The organism is Saccharospirillum sp. ABV4_185, from assembly GCF_056159245.1.
The window spans coordinates 1,452,534-1,474,051 of the sequence record NZ_JBSWUW010000001.1 but is presented as its reverse complement, the minus strand read 5'-3'; the positions used below and the strand labels follow the sequence as shown (position 1 = coordinate 1,474,051).

Sequence of the window (21,518 nt, the reverse complement as noted above, 5' to 3'; positions counted from 1 at the left end):
CGCATCCTTATACATCCCGGATCGACAACTGTACCAGATGTCGAGCGCCGGAGGTGCCTGGCACATTCAGCGAATGGACAGCATCACACACCACGCCAGTGGGCAGGGCATCGAGCTCGTCCTGAGGGTAGCGGCCCTTCATTGCCAAAAAACGACCGGCAGGGGCCAACAGGTGTCTGGATTTTGCCACCATCTCATCCAGGGTGGCAAAGGCCCGTGAACTGATTTGTGCAAAGCGGTGCGGCGGCTGCCAACTTTCCAGACGGTTGTGTACCACGGTGGCATTGTCGACACCCAGGTCCAGCCGCACCTGCGTTAAAAAGCGCGTTTTTTTGCCGTTACTGTCGAGCAGTGTCACTGCCTGATTCGGTCGCACCAGTGCCAGCACCATGCCCGGCAAACCCGGGCCGGTGCCAACATCGAGCAGATCGCTGGCATCGACAAAAGGCAGGATGGCGAGCGAATCAATCAGGTGACGGGAAATCATCTCGCCCGGGTCGCGCACCGAGGTCAGGTTATAGGCTTTATTCCACTTCACCAGCAGCGCATGATAGGCCAGCAACCGCTCGACCGCCGCCGTCTCGATATCCAGCTCGAGTGCGTCTATGCCGGCTTCCAGTTCGGCGCGCCAGGCATCACTCATGCGCTGTCTTTAACCGCAGTGTGGCCGAGCGAACGCTTCTTCAGATGGATCAACAAAACCGAAACCGCCGCCGGTGTTACGCCAGAAATTCGCGCCGCCTGGGCCAGGGTTTCCGGACGTGACTGTTCCAGCTTCTGTTTGACTTCATTCGACAAACCACCGACGCGGCTGTAATCAAAATCATCCGGCAACGCCATGTTTTCATGGCGGCGCAAGGTTTCGATCTCATCCTGCTGACGCTGGATATAGCCTTCGTACTTGGCGCTGATTTCCACCTGCTGACGAATGGCGTCGGACAGCTGGGCCTCACTCGGCACCAGTGCCTCAATATCGTCGTAATTCAGCTGCGGCCGCTTGAGCAGATCGCGCAGTGTGGTTTCGCGCGACAGCGGCTGGTCCAGACGCTCGGCCAACTGCTGAGCCTGCGCCGAGCCCGGCTGCACCCAGGTGCTTTTTAAGCGCTCGTTCTCGGCGGCGATGGCGTCTTGTTTGGTGCTGAAAGCCGCCCAGCGCTGGTCATCGACCAGACCCAGCTTACGACCGGTTTCGGTCAGGCGCGCATCGGCGTTGTCCTCACGCAACAGCAACCGGTATTCGGCGCGGCTGGTAAACATCCGGTACGGTTCCTGAGTGCCGAGCGTAATCAAGTCATCCACCAGCACGCCCAGATAGGCTTCGTCACGACGCGGATACCAGCCGTCTTCGCCAAGCGCCCGACGCGCCGCGTTCAGGCCGGCAAGCAGACCCTGAGCACCGGCTTCTTCATAGCCGGTGGTGCCGTTGATCTGACCGGCAAAATAAAGGTTTTCGATATAACGCGTTTCCAGCGTATGACGCAGGTCGCGCGGGTCGAAATAGTCGTATTCGATGGCGTAACCCGGCCGGGTAATGTGCGCGTTCTCGAAGCCCTGAATGGTGCGGATAAAGTCGACCTGAACATCGAACGGCAGACTGGTGGAAATGCCGTTCGGGTAGACCTCAAAGGTGCTCAGACCTTCCGGCTCGACAAACACCTGATGGCTGGTTTTGTCGGCAAAACGCGTCACTTTGTCTTCGATTGACGGGCAATAACGCGGGCCAATGCCTTCAATTTCGCCGGCGAACATCGGCGACTGGTCAAGGTTGGCGCGAATGATGTCGTGGGTCTGCTCAGTGGTGTGGGCGATCCAGCAGTTCACCTGCTCCGGATGCTCGTCAACCGAACCCATATAGGACATTACCGGCAGCGGCGCGTCGCCCGGCTGCACAGTCATTTTAGAATAATCGAGGCTGCGACCATCGATACGCGCCGGAGTCCCGGTTTTCAGCCGGCCGACGCGCAACGGTAGTTCGCGCAAGCGCGCCGATAACGAATTGCTGGGCGCATCGCCCATGCGGCCACCGGCATAATTCTGCATGCCGACATGAATCTTACCGCCGAGGAAGGTACCGGCGGTCAACACCACGGTGTCGGCCAGAATGCGGATACCGGTTTGAGTCACCACGCCGGTGACTTTGTCGTTCTCGATCAACAGATCGTCGGCGCCCTGCTGGAAGATTTCCAGATTGGGCTGGTTTTCAACGATGTCGCGAATAGCCGCGCGGTACAGCGCACGGTCGGCCTGGGCGCGAGTGGCGCGGACCGCGGGGCCTTTGCGGCTGTTGAGCATACGAAACTGGATGCCAGCGCGGTCGGTGGCGCGCGCCATTGCGCCGCCGAGCGCATCGATCTCTTTCACCAGATGACTCTTGCCGATGCCACCAATGGCCGGGTTGCACGACATCACACCGACGGTTTCGATGTTATGGGTCAGCAACAGCGTCTGCGCACCGGTGCGGGCCGCAGCTAACGCCGCTTCGGTACCGGCGTGACCGCCACCGATCACCACCACCTGATAACGCTTGGGAAAATCCACGCTTCACCTCGAACGGTTGAACCCGAGCCGGTCACGTTCAGTTTTTGACCAGCCCGGAAAAATGGGGCGGCGATTATACGAGTTTTACCGGCGCCTTAGAAGATGGTCGCGAGGTGCCGCTCGCCTTGCATCTGGTGGGAGGCAGCTATACTTGGGCATTCAACCCCCGTTAGGACCGCCTTTGTGATTCGCAAGCTTTCAGTCTGCACCCTGTTATGGGTCGCAAGTAGCCTCTGTTTGGCGCAAAACCTGCTCCTGGTCACCGACCTGGATGACGACAACCTGTCCAGCCGCCCGGATCTGCGCCTGGTCGCCAGTGAAGCCATCAACCAGTTACGTAATTATCAGGTCGCCACCGCCAAGACATCCGAGCGGCCCGACAGCCAGGCCAAGATCAGCGCCATGGTCGATGCGGCCAAGCGCGCTGACCTGACCACCCTGGCCGTGGTGACGCTGTATCCGCACGGCTGGGGTTCGTCCACACTGACAACCTCCTTTTACGGCGTTGCCAACGGCGAACTGCAGATGCAGCGCTCGCTCGATTTTAACACCCGTGATGTGCAATCCATTCTGGCGCAGCTGGAATACGAACTGCCGCTGATGCTCAAACGCGAGTTCCGCGAGCTGGGTTCAGTGGTCCGGGTCACCGCCGATCGCCTCTACTTTGATCTGGGTGAAAGCGCCGGCGTGCAGAACGGCCAGCTATACCGGGTATTCCGTCGCGGCGAGGAAATTCGGGACAGTCGCGGCGAAAGCTACGGCTATGTCGATAACCAGACCGGCATTATCGAGGTCACCTCGGTCAGCGGCGTTTATTCGGTCGGGGAAATCAAACTCGGCCGGTTGTCGATTCGCAACAACGACTGGGTTGAGTTGATCGATTCAGACGTACGCGTCGAAGGCGAGGTGCTGTCGAAACTCGATAACGAAGTGGCCATCAACCTCGGCCGTCAGTCCGGCATCACCCCCGGCAGTTATTTCGCCATCTACAAAGACATCAAACCGATTGATTCCGACCAGTCGTTCCGCGAAATGGTCGGTCAGATCCGCATCAATGAGGTCAACGACAACGTCGCTCGCGGCGAAATCGCCCGCTCCGATCATTACGATCTGGCCAAGGCACTGATCGAAGAAGGCGACCGGGTGGAAGAGGTCGCCTATCGCCATCGCAACCAGCTGGAAGTGGGTCAGAACCTGTTCGGCATTTTGAACGATCTCGATCAAAGCTATTTCGTCGGTCTGCGCTTTGATTCCAACAGCGACATCGATCTGGGTTACCGGCTGCGTGCTGCCGTTGTCGAACCCTACTACGGCAGCCTGGGTATCGTTTCAGCGTTGAACCACAGCGAAAGCTTCCGCTATGGACTGGACGGACTCTATGGCCCCGACGGTCTGGGTACGCAGCTGTTTGTCGAAGCCGATATCCCCACGCCGCTGAGCGACCGCGCCCGCTTTTCACTGGAAGGCGGTTATCTGCTCGGTGGCATTGAGGCGGCCGAAGGCCTGAACATCAGCCTGAGCGTTAAGCTGGGCCTGGTGTCTTTACTGTAAAGAGCAACTGTAAAGATAGTGTTGATGACGGCTTTGGCTCCGCTACCATCGCGCTTATGCCGAGCCGAAGCCTGAAGGACCTCACCATGTCATCAACACCCATGCCTTGGTCACATCGCCTGTCCTGGCCAGCTTTGCTGCTGAGCCTGGTGCTGATGGGCTGTGCCAGTTACCAGAGCATGGAAGGCTCGAACACCGCCCTGCAGTCGGACCTGGTGCTGCGCTTCGAGCAGGTTTATACGCGTTACCAGGGCGTGCCTTACGTTTACGGTGGCAGCACCCCGGCTGGCTTTGATTGCTCGGGTTTTATCAAAACCGCCTATCGTGAAGCACTGGGCCACACCGACCTGCCGCGCACCACGGCGCAAATGCTCAATGGCGGTCAGTTTGTTCGGCTCGATCAGTTACAGCCCGGCGATCTGGTGTTCTTCCGCATCGCCGGCAAAGAGCAGCACGCCGGCATCTACCTCGATAACGATCGCTTTATGCACGCCTCTTCGTCGCGCGGGGTGACGGTGTCGTCGTTGTCTAACCGTTATTGGATCAACCACTACTCCCAGGCGCGGCGTTTTCTGTAAGACCGGTTCAGCTGTAAAACTGGATCAGGTCTTGCCGCTGCGCATGGCATCGAACTGCTCAGCGTACTGCTGATGCAGGGCCGGCCAGCCGTGTGCCATGGCATCCGGCCCGACAATCCGTCCCAGCGGATCACCCTCCAGATAGTGCCGCAACACATCGAAGCAGATATGCCAGCCCGCAGCGCCCATGGCGATATAGTCGCGACCGATGCTGTGCCACAGCGTCAGCAGGGTGCCGCCATCATCGAGCGCCTCCAACTGCCAGCGCATGTCGTTATCGCCCCAGCTTAGTTCCAGTAAGGTCGGCGCTTCGGCGCGTTTGATTTGCGTCTCAGTCACATGCGGCTCGGGCGTGCCCACCGTGGATAACTTCGCCGCCCCGGTTTGAGCCAGGTTGCGATCGGCATCGAACGGCGCCCACTGGCGCAGTTGCTCCGGGTCGGTAATCGCCTGCCACACCTTGGTCGGTGAATGACGCAGGTGCCGCTCCACCACCAACACCCAGTCGTCACCCTTTGGTTCGATGCGGGCGCCCTGAGCGTTACCGGCCTGATAATGATCCGCATTGCTCATCTTTCAATCCTCGGTCGATGCATCGTCGGCAAGCCCATCAAGATGCGCCTCCAGCTTATCGATCTGCGCCGACCAGTAGCGACGGAACGGCGCCAGCCAGGCGTCCAGCTCCATCAGCGGTTCCGGTCTCAGCCGATACAGACGACGCTGAGCTTCCACTCGCGACTCAACAAAACCCGCCTCGCGCAGGATGCGCAAATGTTTGGAGACCGACGGCTGTGATAATTTGAGCGCCTGTTCGATCTCACCCACCGAACGCTCGGCATCGAGCAGCATATCGAGAATGGCGCGACGATTGGGCTCGGCTACAACACTAAAAGTGGTTTCCATAATGACCTGTCTGCGGGCGGCATTAATGGCCCGCCTTACACACCCAGTTTTAATCGGCCGATCAACACTACGGCCGCCAGTACCGCCATCAACAGCACATAGGGCAGTGGCGCTTTATCACCGAAGTACAGATACAGACCGCCGATCACCAGAGAATGCACCAACATCACAGCGGCCGAAATCGGCGTCACCATGGGCAGCAATCGCAACGCCGCCGGAAAGATCAAACCCAGGCCGGCGACCATGCCGACCACCCCTAGAAAAGCCCAGAATGCCTGCGGCAATTGCTGCATGGCAACCACCGTGGTTTTAAGGTCAGCAAACTTAAACACCTGAAAATAACCGCCGGCGATGGCAAACCAGGCCAGCAGAATTTGTACAACCCACAATGCGATAGACATAACACCCACCTCTTTAATCCGTCTAGATGGCCGGCCGCCAAGGCCGTTTCCTGGAACCCTTCACCATGAAAGTTCCTCCTCAGGTATATAACCACAAAGGAATATTACTATCAAGACATAAAACGGGCTAGGTGCCTAACAGAATTAGAACAGGGATTCAGCGCAGCGGTGGCGCGTACAACAAACCGCCCTGGCTCCACAGCGCATTCAGACCGCGATCGAAACCCAAGGGCGTATCCGGGCCGATATTGCGATCAAATATCTCGCCGTAGTTACCCACCTGCCGGACAATCTGATAAGCCCAGTCGGCAGACAGTCCCATAGCGCGACCAGTATCGCCATTGACGCCCAGCATGCGCTGGATCACCGGCTTGTTGGAGCGGCGCATGGCGTCGACATTGGTCTGGGTCACGCCGTATTCCTCGGCATTAACCAGGGCATAGAGCGTCCACTTGACGATGTTGTACCACTGCATGTCGTCCTGCCGAACAGCCGGACCGAGGGGCTCTTTGGAAATCACTTCCGGCAGCATCAGCACGCTGTCGCGCTTTTCCAGACGGGTGCGCAGCGCATAGAGTTGCGACAGATCCGACGACAACACCGCGCAACGTCCCGCCTGAAAACCTTCCAGCGCCAGGTCAGAGGTGCCGAAAGACACCGGCTGATAATTCAGGCCATGCTCGCGAAAGTAATCGGCCAAGTTGAGTTCGCTGGTGGTGCCACCCTGCACGCAGACCGCCGCGCCGCCCAGATCGTCAACGCTCTCGATGCCCGAGGTGCGTTGCACCATAAAGCCCTGACCATCGTAAAAGGCGATGCCAGCGAAGATCATACCCAGGGTGGTATCGCGCGAATGCGTCCAGGTGGTGTTGCGCGACAACATATCGATCTCGCCGGACGACAGCGCCGAAAAACGATCGCCCGGTGTCAGCGGAGTAAAGCGCACCTTATTGGCATCACCCAAGACTGCCGCGGCGACGGCGCGACAGATATCGACATCGAGGCCACTCCAGTGACCCTGATTATCGGGGTTGGAAAAGCCGGGAATACCGGTCGAGACACCACAATCGAGCTGATCCTTGGCGCGGACCTCACTGAGCGTCGAAGCCGCAGCCGTCGTACTGAACGCAGTACTGATCCAGAAACAGCTCAGCAACAAGGCCGTTTGGACGCGGCTCACAACGCCACCTCACCGACAAAATCGGGCAGATCAAGTCCCAAATCCGGGCTGTGTACCGGCGCGCTCCATTGCAATTGCAGATTGCTCGGCCAGGTGCCGTCGCGCAAAGCCGAGACCAGGCTGCTGCCCAGATCGCCATAATCCAGACGTAACCGCGTCGACTGCATGCGCTTTTCACCCGCGCCCATCGACAGCGGTGACAGACTCACCGCCGACATCGGCGTTGAGCCTTGACGCACCGCCAACTCAACGGGTCCGGTGCTCAACCCAAAGCGATTGGGATTATCCAGCAGCAGATCCAGTTCCAGCGTTACCGACGTCAGATTGATGCTATCGACCCGCCAGTCCGCCAACTGCACCTTGGGCAAACGCGGTACCGGCACCGCAAAGGCTTGCTGCCATTGCAACTGACGCGAACCCAGCACCGGTACATTGACCGTCGGCGACAGATGCAGCGTCAATTCCACTTCGCCGTTTTCATAGGCGTCGGCCACGCGGTCGAACAAGCCAGACACCGCCAGCGACCAGTCCAGATCGACGGTGGTTGAACGGCCAGCGGGCAAGCCGGAAATCGGCGGACTCTCGAGTTGCACCCAGGGTTCGCCATTGAGCCAGAGTTCGGCGCGCAGCGATTGAATGGGCAGAGAATAGGCATTGGGATTATCGATGATGACGCGACTGCGGCCATCCAGTTGTTGCCAGCTCAGCGCCGTCAGCTGACTGCCCTGATGCTGAAAGGTCGGTGACCGATAAACCTCATCGACACCCAGATTGGCGCAACCGGCCAGGCTCAATACCACCGCAACAGACAGCCAAAAGACTCGCATCAAAGTACACCGAGACAACAATAGAGACTTCGGCACCTTTGCCTGAGCCGCCGCAACTGTCAAGAGCCGGAGGCGGCAACCTCAGTGCGCAGCTGCCAATCCGTGTCATCAAGCTCGAACAGCAATTGATCACCGGCGGACAAAACGCCCACACCGGCCGGCGTACCGGTGAGCACCACATCGCCCGGCTGCAGGCTGAAATCAGCCAGTATCAGCCGTAACAACTCAAGCGGCGGGCAGAGCATCTGGTTGATCTGACCATGCTGACGCGCCGCGCCATTCAAGGTCAGACGATAGGACCAGTCCGCCACCTGCGCCGGCATCTGGGCAATTGGTAACCAGGAACCGAGCGGCAAGGCTCCATCGAACGCCTTGGCGCGCTCCCAGGGATGGCCAGCCTGTTTTAATTCGGCTTGCAGGTCGCGATCGGTCAGATCCAGCGCCAGGGTCACGCCGGTCACTGCCGCCCAGGGATCCTCGCTGGCGGCCGTCAAAGGCGCGCCAATCAACAGCGCCAGCTCGGTTTCAAAATGCAGCGCCGGACGCCTCAGCTGCAGTTCAACTTCCAGTTCACAAAAAGCACTGGCCGGCTTATGAAACAGCAAGGGTCGGGTCGGCACCGGGTTGTTCAGCTCGCGGGCGTGCTCGGCGTAATTGCGACCCACACAGACGGCCTTACCGACCGGCAGATCGACCGCGTCCCCAGTATTCCAGCGATGCACAAACATCTTACTCAGCCTCTTCTTCGACCGGCTCGGGAATCACCGCCAGCTCGGCAATCTGAGCGGCCGCTTCGGCCAGTGTCGACTGAATGGGCGCTTGCTGTTCCAAAATGGCTTTCACCGCCTGGCTGCCAAACATCCAGTACAACCCCATCGCCGGAACCGACGGCTGGGGCTCTGCGTCTTGCCAGACTGACCAGGCCTGGGCATGCCAGGCTTCATCATCCTGCCAGTCTGCCAGCACCGTTTCGTGCAACGGGGCCGCCGGTGCCAGCGTCTGCGCCAGGGCTTCAAAACCGGCCTCAGTGAGCAGTTGGTTTTCAATAAACTGCCGCGACAGCGTCTTATTCGGTGTTGCTGAATTGATAAAGGCCGCCGTCACTTCAGCGAAACCACGGCCAGGTCGGCCACTCAAACTGGGGTAAGGACCAACCACTAGATCCAAACCCGCCGCTTCATAGTCCGGCAGGGCATTGGCGGCGGTCAGCACACAGGCCGTGCGCTCAGCGGTAAAGGCGGCGTCGACGTCTTCGGTGGTCAGTCGACCCGGCAGCAGATCGCCTTCAATCATCGACTGCATAAACGACAGCGCAGTCACCGCTGCCGGGGCACGCAAACCCACATCCTGGGTATTCAAGGCACCGTTTTCGTCACGGCCAAAAACATAACCACCCTGAGGCGTCATCAGACCATAATTCAGATAGAGGTTGGTGGCATCGAACAACAACGGCTGGGCATTCTGACGCGCCAGACTCGCCTCGGCCTGCCACACCGCCTGCCAGTTATCGAAGGGCGCATCGACCAGGTCGGCATTGCACGCCTGCAAGGCACCTTCAACCGCCAGCGGATAGCCATAGACCACGCCTGCGTGGCTCAATACCGGCCAATAGGCTTCGTTGACGGCATTGCGAGCAGCACCGCGCGGCTCGATGGGATTGACGATTCCGCCCAACACCCAGTCGGTCAGATCCTGATGCTGACCGATGTAGATATCGGGGCCGTCGTTATCCACTTCGCGCTGCTGGAAAGCGCGCCGACCTTGTTCCGGTGCCGCCACTTCCACGGTCACACCGGTGCGGTCGCTGTAGGCTTCGGCCAAACGGGTCAGTTCATCAATGTCGCGGCCAGGATCGACCCAAACCAGCAGGGAGCCCTGCTCAAAGGCGTAGGCCGGGGTCAGTAAAGCGACCAGAATCAGCAAGGCGGCAGGCAGACGAAGCGTGGCGATCATGGTAATTCCTGTTCGGTTGAGGGTTGCGGCGGCGTGATACCAGCCGAGCGCAAGCGTCTGTCGAGCACCTCGCGCGCTTGCTCAGTGGTGCGGTTCAGGCCGACTAAAATCCAGATGGTGCCGGCCGGACTGGTGCGGGTACGCACCACCCGCAGCTCTTCGCTGAGCCAGTCGTAGACCAGAGCCTGGGCACGGTCACGCTGAGTTCCCGGCAAAGCCGAGTACCAGGCCTGGGTCCATTCCAACACCAGTTGGTTCTGAATCGACCGGCGGCCGTTTTCGATGCGCTGTTCGGCCGAGGTGTCACTCGATGGCGACGATATCAGCCGCGTCAGCGGATAGCCTTCCAGTGACTGACCGCAAATAAAACCGGGCGCCGGCGTACGGGTGCTATCCGGATAAGTGCAACTGGTTACCTCGGACTGGCCGGGGTTGGTCATGCAGGCAGAAACCGCCACAGCGCCTGTAACCCACACCAGCTTGCGCCACAGCGAAACGGGCATCCATACGTCCTTTGATCAAAACAGCCGCCGATTATGACAGCCGCCAGCGCATCAGAACAGGATGCGCGTGCGCATGGTGGCTTTCACTTCACGCACTTTTTCCAATGCCTTCAGTGAACATTCCTGCGCCACATCGATGACCACATAACCCACCTTGTCGTTGGTCTGCAAATACTGACCAATGATGTTGATGTCGTTCTCAGAAAAGATGCGGTTAATCTCCGACATCACGCCCGGCACGTTGTGGTGAATGTGCAGAATGCGATGCGCATCCGGATGCGACGGCAACGCCACCTCAGGGAAGTTCACCGCCGACAGCGAGGTGCCATTATCGGAATAGAGCGCCAGCTTTTCTGCGACCTCAATACCAATGTTGTACTGCGCTTCCTGAGTGGAACCACCGACATGCGGGGTCAGGATCACGTTGTCGAACTCACGCAGCGGCGAGATAAATTCGTCGTCGTTGCTGCGCGGTTCGGTGGGGAATACATCAACGGCCGCGCCGAGCAGTTTCTTCTCAGCCAGGGCCGCTGCCAGCGCATCGATATCCACCACCGTGCCGCGTGAGGCATTGATAAACACCGAGCCGGGTTTCATACGGCGGAACTGATCGGCGCCCATCATCCACTTGGTGGAGGCGGTTTCCGGAACGTGCAGGGTGACCACATCGGCCTCGGCCAGCAGCGCATTCATCGAGCCCACCTGGCGCGCGTTGCCCAGCGGCAACTTGGTGACCATATCGTAGAAGATCACTTCCATCCCCAAGCCTTCGGCCAGCACACCGAGCTGAGTGCCGATGCTGCCGTAACCGACAATGCCGAGTTTTTTACCGCGAATCTCGTAACTATCGACGGCGCTTTTCTGCCAGCCACCGCGATGGCAAACCGCGTTTTTCTCCGGCACGCCGCGCAACAGCAAAATGGCCTCGGCCAACACCAGTTCGGCGACCGAGCGGGTATTCGAATAGGGCGCGTTGAACACCACCACACCGTGCTCACTGGCAGCAACCAGATCAACCTGATTGGTGCCAATGCAGAAACAACCCACGGCCACCAGCTTATCGGCGGCCTCAAACACGGCGCGGGTCAACTGAGTACGCGAACGAATGCCGATAAAGTGCGCATCACGCACCTTCTCGATCAGCTCGGCTTCGGGCAGTGAACCCTTCAGGTATTCAATATTGGTGTAGCCCGCCTTGTTCAGGGTATCCAACGCGCTCTGGTGGACACCTTCCAACAGGAGGATGCGAATCTTGCTCTTATCGAGAGAATTCTTGCTCATGATCGGCTCTTGCTGCGGGTGGTCGAAAAGAAATGGCGCGCGGATCATACCACAGCCAAGGGCGAGCCGAAGGGGCTGTTTGTGCAATGGTCTGTTGCAAAGCGCTTAGCAGAGCCTAGCTTGTGCACATAAAAAAAGGCCGCCGAAGCGACCTTTGTTTAAAGCGTTACCGACTGATGGTTCAGTCGCGCACCACCGCCATGCCGGGTTCATAGTCGGCGATGTCGAGCGGGCTGTTGCGCTCAATGTAATCGGCGAGCATGTCGGCATCGACAAAACCGGAGTTCACGTAGTTCGGATGCTCAGTGATGTTCGGGTAGCCGTCACCACCAGAGGCCATAAAGGAATTGACCGACAAGCGGTAGGTCTGACTCGGATCGATCGGCTCACCACCGACTTCGGCTTCCACCACTTCACCCGCAACGATGCGTAATTCCACACCATCGAACTGAGCAAAAGCGCCGCTGCCGGCTTCTTTCTCGGCGGCTGCGTTGAGGTAGTTCATCAGTTCGGCGCCGGTGAAATCGACATAGGCAAGCATGTTACCGAACGGCTGGACAGTCAGCACATCTTTGTAGCTGATGTCGCCGCCTTCCAGATCGGCACGGATGCCGCCGGAGTTCATGATGCCAACGTCGGCGTTGGTGCGCGCGCGTTGGGCGCGGGCAATCAATACACCCAGATTGGTCGGTTCGTTACGCACGATGGCGCGGTCGCCGATGAAGTCGCCATTGGCGCTGCCGATGATGGTATTCAGCGCTTCGCCGCCGGCTTCCTGATAAGGCGTCAGCATGGCGAGCATGTCTTCGTCTTCGGCGATTTCAGCGCGCATCAGTTCGTCGTTGTCGTCGAGCAGATTGACCGGAATCAGGTCGTAGCGGTAGTCGACAATTTCGCCGTTACGCAGCGTCAGGTCCAGCCGGCCAACGTACTTGCCCCATTCGTAGGCCTGCAGAATCAGGGTGTTGTTCTGCACGTCTGGTTCGAACAGCGGGTTCTGGCTGTGGCCACCAACGATAACGTCGATGCCGTCAACGCTGCGCGCCAGGGTAACGTCGCCCGGCGCATTGCCGCCGTAGTTGCCATTGGCGTAGTGACCCATGTGAGTGACGGCGATGACCAGATCGGATTTGGCATCCAGTTCCGGAATCAGGTCAGCGGCAACATCAACCGGGGTCAGGAACGACAGGTCGGTCATGTATTCGGGGTTGGCGATTTTCACGGTGTCTTCGGTCGTAAAACCAACCACCGCGACTTTGTAGCCCTGAACGTTGAACATTTCATAGGGCTTAAACAGGGTTTTGCCGCTGTCGGTGTAAACGATGTTGGCGGACAAGAACGGGAAACCCGCCCAGTCGGCTTGCTGCATTAATACATCGCGCGGGTTATCGAATTCGTGGTTACCGACGGCCATGGCGTCGTAGTCGAGCATGGCCATGCCGAGGAAATCGGGTTCGGCGTTTTGCAGATCGGATTCGGGCACGCCGGTGTTGATGTCACCACCAGACAGCAACAGCACTTCGCCACCGTCGGCTTCGACTTCGGCGCGGATGCTGTCGATCAGCGTTTTGCGGGCGGCCATACCGTATTCGCCGTCATCATTGCGCCAGAAACGACCGTGATGATCGTTAGTGTGCAGAATAGTCAGGTGGTAATCGGTGTCCGGCTCATAGCTCGGACCCATCAGCGCACAACCGCTCAGCGCGATTGCCAGACCCAGGGAAATGGGCAGTAGCGATTTCATTATTATGCTCTCCATGTTGTTGCCAACAGCTGGTGGTTTTGTCAGGTCCTGACTCTTCGGTCAGAACAGGCTGAATCACTTTAACGACTTCGTCATTAAACCGAAACAAAAGTGGACCCTTGCTTTGCGGCGGTCTTAGCAGCAAAAACCAAGCCGGATTCGGCGGCGCCTGAACAGGCAGTCAAGTTTCGCCCTGCCAGCCTAGAGACGCCGTATGACAGAGCCATGAACGAAAGATGACGGCGTTAACGCACCGCTTCGGTGCGCGTATCGCTGCACCTTGCCATTAAGGCGAGTTTCTGCTGCCGCGATTGCGCCTTGATGGCTGCCTCGCGCTGACCGGCGGCGCTGCGATCGGCGCAGGCTTCGCTATAGACCAGCGTCACCGGCCGCCGCGCCCGGGTATAACGCGCACCACCAACCAGCTCGCCGTTATGTTCACGCAAGCGCCGCTGCGGGTCGGTGGTCACGCCGGTGTACAAACTGTTATCGGCGCAACGCACTATATAGACGAACCACTGTGAAACCGGATTGGGCGAAACGGCAGTGAGCGAATCTGGGTTGGGCGAAATCGGGTTGGGCGAGTCTGCCGCCAAAGCTTTGTCTCCTGGGTGATAATCAACCGCTGTTCGTCTTGACGAACAATGCAGCTGTTCGACCATCGATAGTAGAGCCCGCGTCATAAGCGGTTTCCAACGTACCGATCTTTAACATAGACTTACAAAACACTAACACATTCAGCCCTCTGATTATGGCCGTACAGATAGCGTCTTTTTCGTTCCGACCAGGCGTCGAGGACGGCCTGCAGCAGCTCGGAAAGTTCCAGCGACGCTTTCCCGACCACGCCAATCTACTGATCCTTATTTTCGCCAACACCACCGCCGACACCCTGCAACCCATCCTGCCCTGGTTTGAAGCCCTGTGGCCCAAAGCGACGGTTGTCGGCACCCAGTGCGGGCCAATTCTGAACCGCGGTCCACTGACCGAAGGCGAAGTGCTGGTGCAGTGTCTGCAGTTTGAACGCACCGAGATACGCTGCCAGGCATTGCCCTGGCAAGCCGACCTGAAAACACTGGGCGAGCAACTTTATCGCCCGCTGATTGCCGATCACACCCGCCTGGCACTGACCTTCTTCAGCGACCCGGCGCCGGCCTGCGATGATCTCTTTCACTGGGTGAACCAGCAGCATCCGCAAGTGGTCGTCGCTGGCGGCCGGATGACCGACCAGCTTGGCGGCTGGGTGTTCGCCAATGGCTTGGTGCATCCCAATCATTGCCTGGTGGTGACGCTCGATAACCCGACCCTGATGGTGCAGTCGCTGGCCTTTAATCAATGGCATCAGATCGGTCGCAACTGGACGGTCACCAAAGCTTCCGGCAGCCAATTGTATGAGTTGGACAATCGTTCGGTACAGTCGCTGTACGACACCTACCTCAATGACAACCAGCCACTGAATCCCGCCGACTATCGCCATTTTCCGTTGATGCACATCGACGGCGCCCAGCAGCGACTCTGCGTGCCCATCGACAATCTCAGCGGCGGTGGCTTTCAGTTATCCGAACCTTTGCAGGTCGGCGACAAGGTGCGTTTTGCCTACAGCCATCCGTCAATCAGCCGTGAAGCTCTGAGCAAGGGCGCCCAACAACTCTACGAGCAACGCCCGGAATTACTGTTGGCGTTCAACTGCCAGGCGCGCGCCTCCAGCAACAGCGGCGGGCCCGACCTGGAACTGACCCCATTGCGCCAGCTGGCGCCGTTGAGCGGCGCCTATTGTGCGGACGAACTGCACCACGAAAACGGTCACACCCGATCGCTGCAACATCATCTGACGGTCTTGGCGCTGGCGGAAGATCCGGCGCAGCGCAAACCGCTAGTGACCTACCAGAGCAATGCGCTGACGCCGCTGTTTCATCTGATTCGCGAATCGGTCAAAGACCTGGATCAGGTCAATCGCGACCTCGAAGCCGAGGTCAAAATCAAAACCCGCGAGCTGTTTCGCAAATACGAAACCGATGCCATCACCGGCCTCGCCAACCGCGTCGGTCTGTTGCAGTGTCTGCGCGATGCCGACCCCTGGCCCATTGCTCAGGTGTGCAGCCTGAAAGTGAACAACCTGCGCCAGATTAATAACCTCTACGGCTACGCCATCGGCGACCAGTTACTGGGTGATTTAAGTCAGGCCATCCAAAACCATCTGCCGGAATTATTGCCGACCACGGCGCTGGTGTTTCGCGGTTCGCCCAACGAATTTTTGATCGTGGCGCCCGATGCCTGCCCGAACCAGACGTTCTTCCGCGGCATGGCGCAATTAACCGAACGCTTGCAGGATCAGTCCGATGTCTTCAGCGCCGAACGCGTGCGCAACGTCCTGCCGATTCTGTTGACCGCCGGCACCGCCCACCGCGACGAATTGCCGCCGAATATGACGCCCGGCCCGGAAGATTTATTGATCAAGGCCTCGGAAGCGCGGCGGCATGCCTACCACCATCAGTTACCCATCGCCCGGGCGCTGGATATGCCCGGTAACGACAAGCACAAACGCGACGGCCTGATCTGGCTCGGTCGGGTGCGCACCGCGCTGGCCAACGATGAAGTCGAGCCCTTTATCCAGCCGTTATTCAATGCCCGTGGCGAGGTGCCACACGTCGAAGCGCTGATTCGCATTCGCCAGGATGGCCGCATTTACGCGCCCGGGGATTTTCTCGATCTGGTCAAACCGACGCAGCTGTATCCGCGCCTGTCGATGCGCATGATCGATGAAACCTTCCGGTTGCTCAAAGATCTGAACATCGGTTTCACGCTGAATTTTACCGCCCGCGATCTGGGCAATACCGAGTTAATCGAACGGCTCAAACACTGGCTGCGCTCGGGCATCGAAGCCGAGCGGGTCACGCTGGAAATTGTCGAATCCGATGGCCTGCGTGAATTTCAGCGCTTCGCCATCACCCTGATGGAATTACGGCGTCTGGGCTGCAAACTGGCCATCGACGATTTCGGCAGCGCCTACTCCAATTTAGAGCGCGTGCTGCATCTGAAACCGGACTGGATCAAGCTCGACGGCAGCCTGATTCGCAACCTGGATGAAAGCGAAGTCAGCCGCATTCTGGTCAAACGGGTGGTGCAATTGTGTCAGGATCTGAACATCCGCACCGTCGCCGAGCACGTGCATTCCAACGACATTCTCAGCGTGGTGAAGCAGATGGAAGTCGACTATTTTCAGGGCTTCCATCTTGCTGAACCCATGGCCGTGGCCGACTTCTGTGCCAACCGGCCACAACGTCAGGAAATGTTCGCATGACCGCCACCGTGCTGGTGGGCGCCACCGGTCTGGTCGGCCAGGCCGTGGCACCCAGACTCACCGCCGATCACTTCGATCCCTGCTGGTTGCTGGTACGTCGACCGGTAGCGCCGGCCTTGCCGCATCAGGCAGTACAAGTGGTCGACTTCAAGCAATTGGAAACCGATACCGCCGGTCTCGATCTCAGCGGCGGCAGCCTGATCTGCTCACTGGGCACCACTTTACGCAGCGCTGGCTCCGCCGAGGCGTTTATCGCGGTGGATCGTGACCTGGTTGCGCAGGTGGCACATTGGGCCCGCGATCGCGGTGTGCGCCATTGCCTGGCGGTGTCGAGCGTCGGCGCCGATGCCGACAGCCGCAATCTGTATCTGCGCACCAAGGGCCAGGCCGAGCAGGAATTGATCGCGCTCAGCTTCCAACGCCTGACGCTGCTGCGGCCGTCACTGTTACTCGGTGAGCGGCAGGAATTTCGGTTGGCAGAGCGGCTGGGCGCCTTGTTTGGACGCGCCGTTTCGCCGTTACTCACGGGCCGACTGAGCCGTTACCAGCCGGTCGAAGCACAACAATTGGCGCGGGTCCTGGTACATCAGGCCGCAACGGTGCAGGGCCCGGTGCTCGATATCTGGGACGCTCGGCGCATCAATCGCTGGCGTCCGCACAGCGACTGAAGTCGCGCCACTGCCACAAGGCCGGCGCAGCGCTGCCTTGAAAACCGATGCTCAGACAATAGTCGCCCGCCTGAATCTGCCAGAGACGGGATTCTTCGACCAACAACGCCCAGGGCGGTTCCGGTAACGCCTGCAAGCGCGGCGTCAGCGCCTCAGCCAGACCAGCAGCATCATCAAGACGAGCACCGGCGCGTGGCAATAACGCCTGTACCGCCGCTTGCGGATCGGGATGACCGCTGCCACTCAGGTCCGCCAGCAGTTGGTCGCTCAGCCAGAGTCGCTGTTGCTCTGCCAGCGTTTCCACCAACAGATAAGCCGGATCCAGCGCCGTCTCTCCCAGTGCCACTTCCCCCAAATGCGTCAGCAATTGCTGCGGCGCCTGTACATGACGCTGCTGATAGCGTTGGTGCCAGAAAATACTCAGCGCCACTATCAATACAACCAGCAAGCCGGCGGCCCAGAGCATTCTGGATCGAGTCAGGGTCATGGGTGGTTCTCCGGGGTCAAAAACGACGCGCTAGTGTATCAAGGGATGATCAGTCAGCCACCCAGTCAAGCAAGGATTCAGCCAGGTGATCGAACAACAGCCGTACCCGCCGCACCGAGCGCAATGACTCATGCATCGCCAGCCACATGGGCAATTCGAAGCGCACGCTGTCGGCCAGCACGCGCACCAGATTCGGATCGCGATCGGCCAGTTTGCACTGCATCGGGCCGATGCCAAGGCCACAACGAATGGCGGCTAACTGAGCGGCATTGTTGTCGGTGCGCAGGTCGAAATCGGTTCGTTCCAGTTTGAAATCGTGTTCGCGCAGCACGCGCACGGCGGTGTCATCACGATCGAAACCAATCAGCGCATGAGCGTTCACGTCGTGCTTGTGTTTCGGCATACCGCGCCGGGCCAGATAATCCCGATGCGCATAGAGCGCCACCTCGACCTGCCCCAGATGCCGCGCTACCAGCGCACCCTGATTCGGTTCAGTCATGCGAATGGCGATATCGGCTTCGCGCATCAAAAGATTGGTGACCCGGTCGGACGTCGCCAGTTCCAGCGCAATCGCCGGATAACGCTGGCGAAAAGGCACCAGTATCTGCGGCAGAATTTCACAGCCGACCACCTCGCTGGCGGTCACTCGAATGGTGCCGCTGGGTTCGGACGCTTCACCTGAGGCTTCGCGCAACAGCGCCTGAGCAGCGGCGCTCATCGCTTCCACATGGGGAATCAGCGCCAACGCCGCTTCGGTCGGTTCCAGTCCATTGCGACCCCGCGCAAACAGGGCCCGGCCCAGCTGTTGTTCCAGGGCATCGATATGCCGGCCCAGCGTCGGCTGTGTCAGATGCAGGCGCCGCGCCGCCGCCGACAAACTGCCTTCGTGCACCACCGCCAAAAAGGATCGGTAATGGCTCCAGTCGCCGTTCTGGTCACTCATGGTTTTCATTCATTTTTGTATATAACCAATGCAATTTTCGCCAATTTCCATTCTTATTATTAGATAGCACAGTAGGCGCCGTGTCCATACAACCTTGCTAGGAGATCCTTATGAGTACGGTATTAATCCTCGGCGCCACCGGCAGTGTCGGCGCCAACATCACTCGCAAACTGGCCCAGCGCGGCTGGAACATTCGCGCTTTGCACCGCAACCCGGACCTCGCTGCCGAGCAGTTTAAAGACCTGCCCGATATCGATTGGCGCCGCGGCGATATGAGCCAGGCCGGCGATGCCACCACTGCCGCCCAGGGTTGCGATGTCATCGTCAACGCCACCAACCCACCAGGTTATCGGCGCTGGCGCGAGATCGGTTTGCCGATGCACCAGCACGCCATAGCGGCCGCCAAAGCCAGCGGTGCGACCCTGGTGTTTCCGGCAAACGTCTATAACTACGCCCCGGACAGCGGCGAACACCTTGCCGAAGACGCCCCGCAACAACCACAGACCGAAAAAGGCCAGGTGCGGGTGGAAATGGAACAGCTGCTGCGCCAGGCAGCGGACGACGGCGTTCAGGTCATCCTGGTGCGCGCCGGCGATTTTTTCGGCCCGGGCTCAGGCTCATCGGTGCTGAACTTCCTGATTAAACCCAAGCGCCGCGTCACCAAAATGGCCTACCTCGGCGCCATGAACGTTAAGCACAGCTACGCCTATTTGCCCGATCTGGCGGAAACTTTCGCGCGCTTGATTGAGCGTCGTGAACAGTTGCCGATGTACGCCGATTTTCAATTCGCCGGTCAGGTGATGACCGGGGCGGAACTGGCGCAACAGATACGCCAGGTCAGCGGCGAGCCACGGATGAAAACCACCGCTTTCCCTTGGTGGCTGGTGCATCTGGTCGCGCCGTTCAACCTCACCTTCAAAGGCTTGCTGGAAATGCGTTACCTGTGGAATAAACCGATCACCCTGAGCAACGCCAAGCTGGTCGCGCAATTGGGTGAAGAACCGCGCACGCCGATGTCGGTCGCGCTGACCGAAACACTGAGCGCCATGCATTGCCTGCCGGATAATGGTCATAGCGCCAGCGCCTGATTGCCTTGCCGCTATGGAGTGGAAAGGGTAGCGTTAAGCCTCACTCAAACACTGTCAGGGACGACAATGAGTTTAGCGGTGCTCTACAGCCGTGCGCGTTTAGGGATGGATGCGCCACTGGTTACTATCGAAGTTCATCTCACCAATGGTCTGCCCGGTTTTACCATGGTCGGCCTGCCCGAAACGGCGGTAAAGGAAGCGCGTGACCGGGTTCGCTCAGCGCTGCTAAACAGTCAATTTGAATTCCCCGACCGCCGCATCACCGTCAATATGGCACCGGCCGATCTGCCCAAGCAGGGCGCTCAGTTTGATCTGGCCATCGCCCTGGGCATTCTGATCGCCAGCAAGCAATTACCCGCCGATGGCATCGACGGCTATGAATTTTTTGGCGAACTGGCGCTGTCGGGCGAATTGCGTCCGGGGCCGGCGTCGCTGCCGGCGGCCATTGCCTGTACCGAAGCCGGACGCATCTTAATCACCAGCCCGTCCGGCGCCGCCGAAGCGGCTTTGGCCAGTGGCTCCGATGTGCGTCACGCCAGCCACTTGTTGCAGGTCACCAGTCATTTCCGCGGTCATCAGAGTCTGCCGCAGGCGCATTATAAACTGCCCGAAGTGCCGCCACCGGTTGCCGATCTGGCGGAGGTTAAAGGCCAGGAAGGCGCCAAACGGGCCTTGGAAATCGCCGCAGCCGGACGTCATAACCTGCTGTTTTTTGGCCCGCCCGGCACCGGCAAAACCTTGCTGGCGTCGCGCCTGCCTGGCTTGTTGCCACCGCTGACCGAGCTCGAAGCCTTGGAAGTTGCCAGCGTGCAATCGGTCTGTGGCCTGCCGTTGAACTGGGGCTCCCGGCCCTTTCGCTCACCGCATCACACCGCTTCGGGCGTTGCGCTGATCGGCGGCGGTTCAATTCCGCGTCCCGGCGAAGTGACGTTGGCGCATCGGGGCGTGTTGTTTCTCGATGAACTGGCCGAGTTTCCCCGCGCGGCCCTGGACGTGCTGCGTGAACCTCTGGAAAGCGGTGAAGTCAGCATCGCCCGCGCCGCCCGGCAAACCACCTTTCCGGCGCGCTTCCAGTTAGTGGCGGCCATGAACCCGACGCCGGGCGGTTACAGCCCGGACGACCCGCGCTCGCAGCGTTACACCCGCGAGCAGATGCAACGCTATCTGGCGCGGCTGTCCGGCCCGTTATTGGATCGCATCGATTTACATATTGAAGTGCCGGCGCTGCCCAAAGAAGTGCTGACCCAGGCCGCGCCGGGCGAGACCACGGCCGTCGTTCAGCAGCGGGTGGCGTTGGCGTGGCAGCGGCAATTGAATCGTCAGGGTTGCGCCAATGCCGATCTCAGCGGCGCGGCGCTGGAGCGTCACTGTGCCTTGGCTTACCCCGATCAACAGCTATTGGATAGAGCGATGGAGCGGTTACGGCTGAGTGCCAGGGCTTACCATCGCATCTTGCGGGTGGCACGCACCGTGGCGGATTTGCAGGGTGTTGCCGACATCGACAAGAGCGCCTTGATCGAGGCGCTCAACAGTCGGCAATTGGAGAAATTACTGGGGTCGGTGTAACTGCGAACG

At 59.4% G+C, this 21,518-nt stretch carries 21 protein-coding genes; 6 read left to right on the top strand and 15 right to left on the bottom strand.

The window, feature by feature from the left end:
- Nucleotides 1-7 precede the first annotated feature (7 nt).
- Both rsmG and mnmG read right to left on the bottom strand, forming a co-directional pair.
- Nucleotides 8-643, bottom strand: coding sequence for a 16S rRNA (guanine(527)-N(7))-methyltransferase RsmG (rsmG, locus tag ACXAE6_RS06840; protein ID WP_475146071.1), 636 nt, complete (start codon nucleotides 641-643; stop codon nucleotides 8-10).
- Nucleotides 640-2,538 (bottom strand): tRNA uridine-5-carboxymethylaminomethyl(34) synthesis enzyme MnmG, encoded by a 1,899-nt coding sequence (gene mnmG, locus ACXAE6_RS06835; protein WP_475146069.1) that lies wholly within the window; start codon nucleotides 2,536-2,538, stop codon nucleotides 640-642. The genes rsmG and mnmG overlap by 4 nt, the downstream gene beginning before the upstream one ends.
- Nucleotides 2,539-2,721: 183 nt before the next feature.
- On the opposite strand from mnmG, the gene ACXAE6_RS06830 reads away from it, so the two are divergent.
- Both ACXAE6_RS06830 and ACXAE6_RS06825 read left to right on the top strand, forming a co-directional pair.
- Entirely contained in the window at nucleotides 2,722-4,089 is a 1,368-nt protein-coding gene (locus tag ACXAE6_RS06830; protein WP_475146067.1) for a hypothetical protein, read from the top strand.
- 86 nt (nucleotides 4,090-4,175) lie between these two features.
- Nucleotides 4,176-4,667, top strand: a complete 492-nt coding sequence (locus tag ACXAE6_RS06825) for a C40 family peptidase (RefSeq protein ID WP_392797201.1) — start codon at nucleotides 4,176-4,178, stop codon at nucleotides 4,665-4,667.
- A gap of 24 nt (nucleotides 4,668-4,691) precedes the next feature.
- On the opposite strand, the gene ACXAE6_RS06820 is transcribed toward ACXAE6_RS06825, so the two are convergent.
- The 11 genes from ACXAE6_RS06820 to ACXAE6_RS06770 all read right to left on the bottom strand — a co-directional run bounded on the left by ACXAE6_RS06820 (nucleotide 4,692) and on the right by ACXAE6_RS06770 (nucleotide 14,055).
- On the bottom strand, nucleotides 4,692-5,240 hold the full coding sequence (locus tag ACXAE6_RS06820; protein ID WP_475146064.1) for an SRPBCC family protein: 549 nt from the start codon (nucleotides 5,238-5,240) through the stop codon (nucleotides 4,692-4,694).
- Nucleotides 5,241-5,243: 3 nt separating this feature from the next.
- Entirely contained in the window at nucleotides 5,244-5,570 is a 327-nt protein-coding gene (locus ACXAE6_RS06815; protein ID WP_475146061.1) for an ArsR/SmtB family transcription factor, read from the bottom strand.
- A 35-nt stretch (nucleotides 5,571-5,605) separates the two neighbouring features.
- Nucleotides 5,606-5,971, bottom strand: coding sequence for a hypothetical protein (locus ACXAE6_RS06810; RefSeq protein WP_475146059.1), 366 nt, complete (start codon nucleotides 5,969-5,971; stop codon nucleotides 5,606-5,608).
- A gap of 157 nt (nucleotides 5,972-6,128) precedes the next feature.
- Nucleotides 6,129-7,151: an amino acid ABC transporter substrate-binding protein gene (locus tag ACXAE6_RS06805; RefSeq protein WP_475146056.1), complete on the bottom strand. Its 1,023-nt coding sequence runs from the start codon at nucleotides 7,149-7,151 to the stop codon at nucleotides 6,129-6,131.
- Nucleotides 7,148-7,978: an LEA type 2 family protein gene (locus ACXAE6_RS06800; protein ID WP_475146054.1), complete on the bottom strand. Its 831-nt coding sequence runs from the start codon at nucleotides 7,976-7,978 to the stop codon at nucleotides 7,148-7,150. Before ACXAE6_RS06800 ends, ACXAE6_RS06805 begins: the two co-directional genes overlap by 4 nt.
- Before the next feature lie 59 nt (nucleotides 7,979-8,037).
- The gene (locus tag ACXAE6_RS06795; RefSeq protein ID WP_475146052.1) at nucleotides 8,038-8,706 is read right to left on the bottom strand and encodes a fumarylacetoacetate hydrolase family protein; all 669 of its coding nucleotides are present in this window, start codon (nucleotides 8,704-8,706) and stop codon (nucleotides 8,038-8,040) included.
- Nucleotide 8,707: 1 nt separating this feature from the next.
- The gene (locus ACXAE6_RS06790; RefSeq protein ID WP_475146050.1) at nucleotides 8,708-9,931 is read right to left on the bottom strand and encodes a sugar ABC transporter substrate-binding protein; all 1,224 of its coding nucleotides are present in this window, start codon (nucleotides 9,929-9,931) and stop codon (nucleotides 8,708-8,710) included.
- Complete coding sequence (locus tag ACXAE6_RS06785) at nucleotides 9,928-10,434, bottom strand: hypothetical protein (RefSeq protein ID WP_475146047.1); 507 nt, start codon at nucleotides 10,432-10,434, stop codon at nucleotides 9,928-9,930. The genes ACXAE6_RS06790 and ACXAE6_RS06785 overlap by 4 nt, the downstream gene beginning before the upstream one ends.
- A gap of 51 nt (nucleotides 10,435-10,485) precedes the next feature.
- Nucleotides 10,486-11,715 carry a phosphoglycerate dehydrogenase gene (serA, locus tag ACXAE6_RS06780; protein WP_475146045.1) on the bottom strand — a complete coding sequence of 410 codons (1,230 nt, stop codon included), beginning with the start codon at nucleotides 11,713-11,715 and terminating at the stop codon, nucleotides 10,486-10,488.
- 181 nt (nucleotides 11,716-11,896) lie between these two features.
- The gene (gene ushA / locus ACXAE6_RS06775; RefSeq protein ID WP_475146043.1) at nucleotides 11,897-13,459 is read right to left on the bottom strand and encodes a bifunctional UDP-sugar hydrolase/5'-nucleotidase UshA; all 1,563 of its coding nucleotides are present in this window, start codon (nucleotides 13,457-13,459) and stop codon (nucleotides 11,897-11,899) included.
- A 245-nt stretch (nucleotides 13,460-13,704) separates the two neighbouring features.
- Nucleotides 13,705-14,055 carry a GIY-YIG nuclease family protein gene (locus ACXAE6_RS06770; RefSeq protein ID WP_475146041.1) on the bottom strand — a complete coding sequence of 117 codons (351 nt, stop codon included), beginning with the start codon at nucleotides 14,053-14,055 and terminating at the stop codon, nucleotides 13,705-13,707.
- 155 nt (nucleotides 14,056-14,210) lie between these two features.
- Between ACXAE6_RS06770 and ACXAE6_RS06765 the strand changes: the two genes are divergently transcribed.
- The gene (locus ACXAE6_RS06765; protein WP_475146039.1) at nucleotides 14,211-16,757 is read left to right on the top strand and encodes a bifunctional diguanylate cyclase/phosphodiesterase; all 2,547 of its coding nucleotides are present in this window, start codon (nucleotides 14,211-14,213) and stop codon (nucleotides 16,755-16,757) included.
- Nucleotides 16,754-17,425, top strand: coding sequence for an NAD(P)H-binding protein (locus tag ACXAE6_RS06760; RefSeq protein WP_475146037.1), 672 nt, complete (start codon nucleotides 16,754-16,756; stop codon nucleotides 17,423-17,425). Before ACXAE6_RS06765 ends, ACXAE6_RS06760 begins: the two co-directional genes overlap by 4 nt.
- Here ACXAE6_RS06760 and ACXAE6_RS06755 read toward each other — a convergent pair.
- Together ACXAE6_RS06755 and ACXAE6_RS06750 are read right to left on the bottom strand one after the other, a co-directional pair.
- Nucleotides 17,397-17,912 carry a hypothetical protein gene (locus ACXAE6_RS06755; RefSeq protein WP_475146034.1) on the bottom strand — a complete coding sequence of 172 codons (516 nt, stop codon included), beginning with the start codon at nucleotides 17,910-17,912 and terminating at the stop codon, nucleotides 17,397-17,399. The genes ACXAE6_RS06760 and ACXAE6_RS06755 overlap by 29 nt on opposite strands.
- Before the next feature lie 49 nt (nucleotides 17,913-17,961).
- Entirely contained in the window at nucleotides 17,962-18,855 is an 894-nt protein-coding gene (locus ACXAE6_RS06750; RefSeq protein WP_475146030.1) for a LysR family transcriptional regulator, read from the bottom strand.
- 110 nt (nucleotides 18,856-18,965) lie between these two features.
- Between ACXAE6_RS06750 and ACXAE6_RS06745 the strand changes: the two genes are divergently transcribed.
- Both ACXAE6_RS06745 and ACXAE6_RS06740 read left to right on the top strand, forming a co-directional pair.
- Nucleotides 18,966-19,943 (top strand): NAD-dependent epimerase/dehydratase family protein, encoded by a 978-nt coding sequence (locus tag ACXAE6_RS06745; protein WP_475146028.1) that lies wholly within the window; start codon nucleotides 18,966-18,968, stop codon nucleotides 19,941-19,943.
- 66 nt (nucleotides 19,944-20,009) lie between these two features.
- Nucleotides 20,010-21,509 carry a YifB family Mg chelatase-like AAA ATPase gene (locus ACXAE6_RS06740; protein WP_475146025.1) on the top strand — a complete coding sequence of 500 codons (1,500 nt, stop codon included), beginning with the start codon at nucleotides 20,010-20,012 and terminating at the stop codon, nucleotides 21,507-21,509.
- The last annotated feature ends 9 nt before the right edge of the window (nucleotides 21,510-21,518 follow it).

Coding starts and splice junctions, on each gene's coding strand:
- ACXAE6_RS06750 (WP_475146030.1), bottom strand. CDS start 18,855: ATGAGTGACCAGAACGGCGACTGGAGCCATTACCGATCCTTTTTGGCG.
- ACXAE6_RS06765 (WP_475146039.1), top strand. CDS start 14,211: ATGGCCGTACAGATAGCGTCTTTTTCGTTCCGACCAGGCGTCGAGGAC.
- serA (WP_475146045.1), bottom strand. CDS start 11,715: ATGAGCAAGAATTCTCTCGATAAGAGCAAGATTCGCATCCTCCTGTTG.
- ACXAE6_RS06740 (WP_475146025.1), top strand. CDS start 20,010: ATGAGTTTAGCGGTGCTCTACAGCCGTGCGCGTTTAGGGATGGATGCG.
- ACXAE6_RS06755 (WP_475146034.1), bottom strand. CDS start 17,912: ATGACCCTGACTCGATCCAGAATGCTCTGGGCCGCCGGCTTGCTGGTT.
- ACXAE6_RS06795 (WP_475146052.1), bottom strand. CDS start 8,706: ATGTTTGTGCATCGCTGGAATACTGGGGACGCGGTCGATCTGCCGGTC.
- rsmG (WP_475146071.1), bottom strand. CDS start 643: ATGAGTGATGCCTGGCGCGCCGAACTGGAAGCCGGCATAGACGCACTC.
- ACXAE6_RS06785 (WP_475146047.1), bottom strand. CDS start 10,434: ATGCCCGTTTCGCTGTGGCGCAAGCTGGTGTGGGTTACAGGCGCTGTG.
- ACXAE6_RS06745 (WP_475146028.1), top strand. CDS start 18,966: ATGAGTACGGTATTAATCCTCGGCGCCACCGGCAGTGTCGGCGCCAAC.
- ACXAE6_RS06810 (WP_475146059.1), bottom strand. CDS start 5,971: ATGTCTATCGCATTGTGGGTTGTACAAATTCTGCTGGCCTGGTTTGCC.
- ushA (WP_475146043.1), bottom strand. CDS start 13,459: ATGAAATCGCTACTGCCCATTTCCCTGGGTCTGGCAATCGCGCTGAGC.
- ACXAE6_RS06825 (WP_392797201.1), top strand. CDS start 4,176: ATGTCATCAACACCCATGCCTTGGTCACATCGCCTGTCCTGGCCAGCT.
- ACXAE6_RS06800 (WP_475146054.1), bottom strand. CDS start 7,978: ATGCGAGTCTTTTGGCTGTCTGTTGCGGTGGTATTGAGCCTGGCCGGT.
- ACXAE6_RS06815 (WP_475146061.1), bottom strand. CDS start 5,570: ATGGAAACCACTTTTAGTGTTGTAGCCGAGCCCAATCGTCGCGCCATT.
- ACXAE6_RS06790 (WP_475146050.1), bottom strand. CDS start 9,931: ATGATCGCCACGCTTCGTCTGCCTGCCGCCTTGCTGATTCTGGTCGCT.
- ACXAE6_RS06820 (WP_475146064.1), bottom strand. CDS start 5,240: ATGAGCAATGCGGATCATTATCAGGCCGGTAACGCTCAGGGCGCCCGC.
- ACXAE6_RS06760 (WP_475146037.1), top strand. CDS start 16,754: ATGACCGCCACCGTGCTGGTGGGCGCCACCGGTCTGGTCGGCCAGGCC.